The sequence below is a fragment of the Duganella violaceipulchra genome, assembly GCF_019166075.1.
Lineage (GTDB): Bacteria > Pseudomonadota > Gammaproteobacteria > Burkholderiales > Burkholderiaceae_D > Rugamonas > Rugamonas violaceipulchra.
Genome location: NZ_JAHTGR010000058.1, coordinates 1 through 5,054, shown reverse-complemented (window position 1 = coordinate 5,054; position 5,054 = coordinate 1). Strand labels below are relative to the sequence as shown.

Sequence of the window (5,054 nt, the reverse complement as noted above, 5' to 3'; positions counted from 1 at the left end):
GCGTTGAGGCTGTCTTGCTGGGCTGCTGAAGTGCTAATTTGATGCTTTCGGTTGTGCATATTGGGGACCTACCGCTGTACTCTAAATTAATCGGGTAGGTGTCTCAAGTTATATTGGCACAGAGGGGCAATCCAACTGCCATCCATCCCATAGACACCAAAAGAGGCAATAGGACGAGCATGTGCCGAGCCATCGATGATTCGAGCCAAGGCGAAGAGACAATGACAGCTAGCAGAACCGCTATCACGAAAACTATCCGAACACTCAATGAAAAAATGTGACTCTTCATTTTCGGTCCGCGTCATACATGGCCACTGCATCAGCCAAAGCCCGGTCAGGACTGTCGTAGTCATCAATTTTTTCCAAGCGACCGCTGGGGCCGACCACATGGAATGCGGCATTGTGCACATACTCGCTAAGCGGCGCGGGCACGACAACAACTCCAAAGGTGTCGAGGACTGCTTTACGTTGGCTTCCATCCGGGATACCGGCAAAATTCCAGATGGTCCGGTCTGCATGCTGCCGTATGGCATAAGCACGCAACTGCTGCGCGTCATCTCGCGGGTCAAAACTGATGCTCATGAGCCGCACTTTGTCCTGTAGGCCTCGAGCGCGGATTGTTTCCTGCATCTGTTGAAACTCATTCCCAAGTACGGAACAAATAGCAGTGCAGCTTGTGTAGATGAACGACACGATAGTCACACGCCCGTCATTGCTAAGCACATCGCCTAGCAGCGGCCTCGATGGCCAGTCGAGCGCAGCAAATGGGACGGAACGAGGTTCCCTTTCAATCTCAAGCCTCCGACCGTCTTCAGTTGAGACTACCTGGAAACCCATCGTCGCCTGGTACAGCGCGGCACAACCGAATATGGCCACGAGGGAAGTCGCTGCCAGCGTCAGCAGCGGCGCTTTGGTCTCGCTACTGCTTGAGCTTGTTGAGGTCTTCATCACCGTTCCAGGGGTCTTTTCGATCTTTGCCAGCCTCACGCTCGGCTTTAACGATATCAGCGCTAATCTTGCCGGAACCGTTACCGAAATTGCTTCTTACATAGCTGAGGACCGCTGCGATTTCTGCATCGCTAAGCTTGTCCTTAAATGCAGGCATCTGGCCGTTGTACGCTACATCCTTGACGGTCAACTTGCCGGCGATCCCATGCAGGAGGATGTTCACCGGGACTTTATCGGCCGCTAGTGCCCATTCGGAGCCTGCGAGTGGTGGGAATACTCCAGGCAGCCCGGCGCCGGTAGCTTGGTGACACGCAACGCAGTTGGCCGAGTATACCTGTGCGCCGTCAGCTACGACGCCTGCACCGGCGGGCTTGCCCTGCAGAGTCGCCAGCGTACGGTGGTCGCCAAGCTCGGGCGCATCGTCGCGCTGAGTGAGCACGATATAGCCGACAGCCCAAGCCAATACGCCTAATACCACGATAAGAACGAGGCGCGGGATTGGTCGGTTCTTCTCGTGCGGATCTGGATTTTCGCGTTCTCGTGCGTCGTGCTTTGGCTGCTCGATCATATGAGTTCCTCTTATTTCTTTTTCGTTTCGGTGGCTTCAAACACCGGGTATGTATGGTCCAGGCCCTGAAGGTACGTCACCAAGTCGAGCACTTCTTGCGTTGCCACGACAATCTTCCCTGGAGGGTTATAGCCGGGTGGCAGGGTCAGTTGTCGGTCGCCCGGATCGGCCTTTTCCTTGACCTCGAAGAGGAACGGGTACGATGGCATGATAGAACCAGGCGTGTAGGCACGGGGCTGGTACAGATGTCCCAAATGCCAGTCTTGGCTTGGCTGGCGCACGCCGATATTGAAGAGGTCAGGACCCGTACGCATCGTGCCAAGCAGGTGAGGCTTGTCGTACGAGTAGTCGCCGGCGACTGAAGCGCGACCCCAACCGCGCTTGTCGTCGGGAGCCTGCGATTTGTCGCGGGGCTGCTGAGAATGGCAGTAAATACAGCCGTTTTTGATATACACTTCGCGACCGCGCAGCTGAGCAGAGGTATAGGGCTTGAGGTCTTTGGGGGGCTCCAGCCCTTTGAGCTGCATAAATGGGACAACCACGAGCGCGGATGTTGCGAGCGCTAACGTCACCATGGCGCCACTAAGTAATTTGAGTTCGTCATGCATTATCGGGCTCCTGCAAATTCATTCGTGGCCGCCTTGGTGGCGCTAGTGTGCAGGAGGGCGGCACCGGTACGTGCTGGACCATAGCGCAATATCATCGCGACAAAGTGGCCTGCGAAAACCAGGTGCCCCAAGGTCATAATGGCGCCACCGACTGAACGACTCTGCAAATACGGGATAGTCACCTTCACAGACTCCATGAAAGGCTTGGCTGCATCGAGCATTGCCAATCCTTGGAGCCAACCACCGATAGAGAGTCCGATAAAGTAAATAGAGAAGCCGAACACCACCAGCCAGAAATGGGCGGCAATCAGACTTGGGTACGGCCATTCCCATGACATTACCCGGGGCATCACGAAGTAAATTGAGCCGAACATCACCATCGTGAAGAAACCGTACAGCCCAAGGTGTGCATGCGCGACCGTAAAGTGAGTAAAGTGCGCGACGGTGCTCACAGCGCGAAGGGCTTCAAACGATCCTTGCAGTGAGCTGAGTGTGTACATCATTCCACCCAAGACGATAAAACGTAGAGTTGGCGAGTAAATGAGCTTGGAGAAGTAGCCTCGCATCGTCATGTGCTGATTGATTGAGAACGAAATCACCGGGATGATCATCATCATGCTTTGAACGATCGAAAGCGTGATGAGCCAAGCGGGCACAGGGCCACCGATCAAATGATGTCCGCCAACCTGGCCGTAGAAGAAGGCCAAGGTCCAGAAGCCTAGTAGGGACAGATTGTAAGACTGCACTGGGCGGCCAATGATCTTCGGCAGGAAATAATACACGGAGGCCAGCGCCATCGGCGTATAGAATAAGCCTAGCACGTTGTGCCCGAACCACCAGTTCATTGTCGCTTGCTCTACGCCGAAATGAACCGCCGGCAGGTTGGCTATGAGGAACAAAATTGGGAACCAGAACAACGCCGCCCCCATGTACCAGACGGACACATACAGGTGATCGACTTTGCGTGCCTGCAGCGTGTAGACCAATGGAAGGCCCATCAGGGCGCCACCGATGACAATCAAAATGTCGACTTGCCACGGAATCTCAAGCCACTCCATGCCATCACTAATCCCCGCCGCAATACAGCCAACGCCTGCGATGAGACCTGCGTTCCAGATCATACAGCCAAGGATTGCGAACCGTCCTCCAATCAACGGGGTCTTAAGCAGACGCGGCAGCAGCCAGTTCGCGATGCCGAATGCTGCCATCGGAGCCCAACCATATGCGATGATGTTGAGATGGATAGTTCGAATTCGTCCGAACGTCAGCCAAGCCTGCTGCACAAGCCAATCCGGCTCGTGCAGTTTGATGGAGCTAGTCAGGCCGGCGAGGGAGCCAGCCACCAGCCAAACAACAGCGCATGAGAGGAACACGAAAGACACGAATGCCGTCGAACGATCCGCTTCAACTCGCTCCTGCAATTCGCGCTGCAAGTCAGCTTCCTGAGCCGCAGATAGGGCAGGGCTAGTTTGGCCAGGAACCTTTAACCGCAGGCCGGCCAGCTGCTCGGCTGTAGCCGATGGTTCCTCGCCGCGACCGATCTCACCCTTGGAGAAGATCACGTTCGCAGCCGCAGCCGTGGTGTCGAAGAGCCGCTTTCTTAACGACCAGATAAAAACGAAGAGGCCGGTGATCGACAGGACGAAAGAAGACAGGAGAATTGTTACTGTATCCATGATTGGCCGTTATGTTTTAGGTTGAACTACATTTTCTGGATAAAAGGTACTTAGGGGAACGCCGCCATTCCGTGCATCGACGGCAGAATAACCGCCGCAAGCAGCAGCGCAAATTTGGCGACCTCGGTGACACCAAATATGGCATGCCACGCGCTCTTCGGCAGTTCAACGCCCGATAGGCGGGCGTCAACGCGTTTGGACAGCGGCGGCATCAGTACAGCGATCTGAGTGGCGAGAATGGTTACGGCGAAGAAGATCGGCCAAGGCTGAGTATGCTTAGACAGCATCAACACGACAACTGCGCACACGGCAATAACGCTCTCTGCAACGTGCATTGCTCGGAACATTTGCCGTCCCGCCGCGAGCGCGATTGGTCGGGGCAAGCCTGGGGTGGAGAACTTGGCGGGTTGCGCGACAAACGAAATTCCAAGTACCAAGTCTGCCCAAAGTGCTGCAATGAGAATGTTAGCCAAATTCAGATTCATCTCTTTCTCCGCTGACTTACCTTAGACGATGGTAAGTATATTCCCGCACAAATGCAATAAAAAGCATTTAAAATACTACATTAAAAGTCGACAACAATCAACTCTCGCCGTCCCCACTAACCGCATCGCTGGCATTTCCAGACCTTTTGGCGCACATGGAACGGACATCTCATGAACTGCGCAACGCGCCTGAGAAGCGGGCTACTAGCTTGGGCACGTTCACGAACGAGACCCCTAAAAACAGCAGCGGAATGAGGACCAAGCTATATGAAAGCCACGCTCCGTACACGCCGTCGGGTCCATATGGCTCGGTGACGACGTGCCAGTGGGCGTTATCGATACCTGGAATGACGGCACCCTCAGTAAATTCGTGGAACGCGTATATCACAAGCTGAATCGAAAAGAGAATCATAAAGACTGTCGTCGCTTGGAGGAATTTTCCGAGATTTATTCTTTTACCGAATCGTGTCCAAGCTAAGGAAAGTAGGGCTGCTAGAAAGGTACCGACCAGTCCACCAGTAAGCAAGCTTCGAAGATTAGCGGAGGACGCGATTGTGGCCAATATGGTGGCGGTTTCGACACCTTCGCGGCCGATCATCAAAAGGACAAACAAAAAGACACCGAGCTTCGCAGCCATACCGCCCCCTCTGTGCCAATATAACTTGAGACACCTACCCGATTAATTTAGAGTACAGCGGTAGGTCCCCAATATGCACAACCGAAAGCATCAAATTAGCACTTCAGCAGCCCAGCAAGACAGCCTCAACGC

At 54.3% G+C, this 5,054-nt stretch carries 6 protein-coding genes; all 6 read right to left on the bottom strand.

Annotated features, from left to right (window positions below; all coding sequences use genetic code 11):
- Nucleotides 1–285: 285 nt before the first annotated feature.
- The 6 genes from KVP70_RS32880 to KVP70_RS32855 all read right to left on the bottom strand — a co-directional run bounded on the left by KVP70_RS32880 (nucleotide 286) and on the right by KVP70_RS32855 (nucleotide 4,922).
- On the bottom strand, nucleotides 286–948 hold the full coding sequence (locus KVP70_RS32880; RefSeq protein WP_217946638.1) for an SCO family protein: 663 nt from the start codon (nucleotides 946–948) through the stop codon (nucleotides 286–288).
- A complete protein-coding gene (locus tag KVP70_RS32875) occupies nucleotides 920–1,516 on the bottom strand; it encodes a c-type cytochrome (RefSeq protein ID WP_217946637.1) in 597 nt (198 codons plus the stop codon). Before KVP70_RS32875 ends, KVP70_RS32880 begins: the two co-directional genes overlap by 29 nt.
- An 11-nt stretch (nucleotides 1,517–1,527) precedes the next feature.
- Nucleotides 1,528–2,124: a cbb3-type cytochrome c oxidase subunit II gene (locus KVP70_RS32870; RefSeq protein ID WP_217946636.1), complete on the bottom strand. Its 597-nt coding sequence runs from the start codon at nucleotides 2,122–2,124 to the stop codon at nucleotides 1,528–1,530.
- Entirely contained in the window at nucleotides 2,124–3,800 is a 1,677-nt protein-coding gene (locus tag KVP70_RS32865) for a cbb3-type cytochrome c oxidase subunit I (RefSeq protein ID WP_217946635.1), read from the bottom strand. Before KVP70_RS32865 ends, KVP70_RS32870 begins: the two co-directional genes overlap by 1 nt.
- Nucleotides 3,801–3,850: 50 nt before the next feature.
- On the bottom strand, nucleotides 3,851–4,285 hold the full coding sequence (locus tag KVP70_RS32860) for a hypothetical protein (protein WP_217946633.1): 435 nt from the start codon (nucleotides 4,283–4,285) through the stop codon (nucleotides 3,851–3,853).
- A gap of 169 nt (nucleotides 4,286–4,454) precedes the next feature.
- A complete protein-coding gene (locus KVP70_RS32855; protein WP_229225256.1) occupies nucleotides 4,455–4,922 on the bottom strand; it encodes an FTR1 family protein in 468 nt (155 codons plus the stop codon).
- Nucleotides 4,923–5,054: the final 132 nt, after the last annotated feature.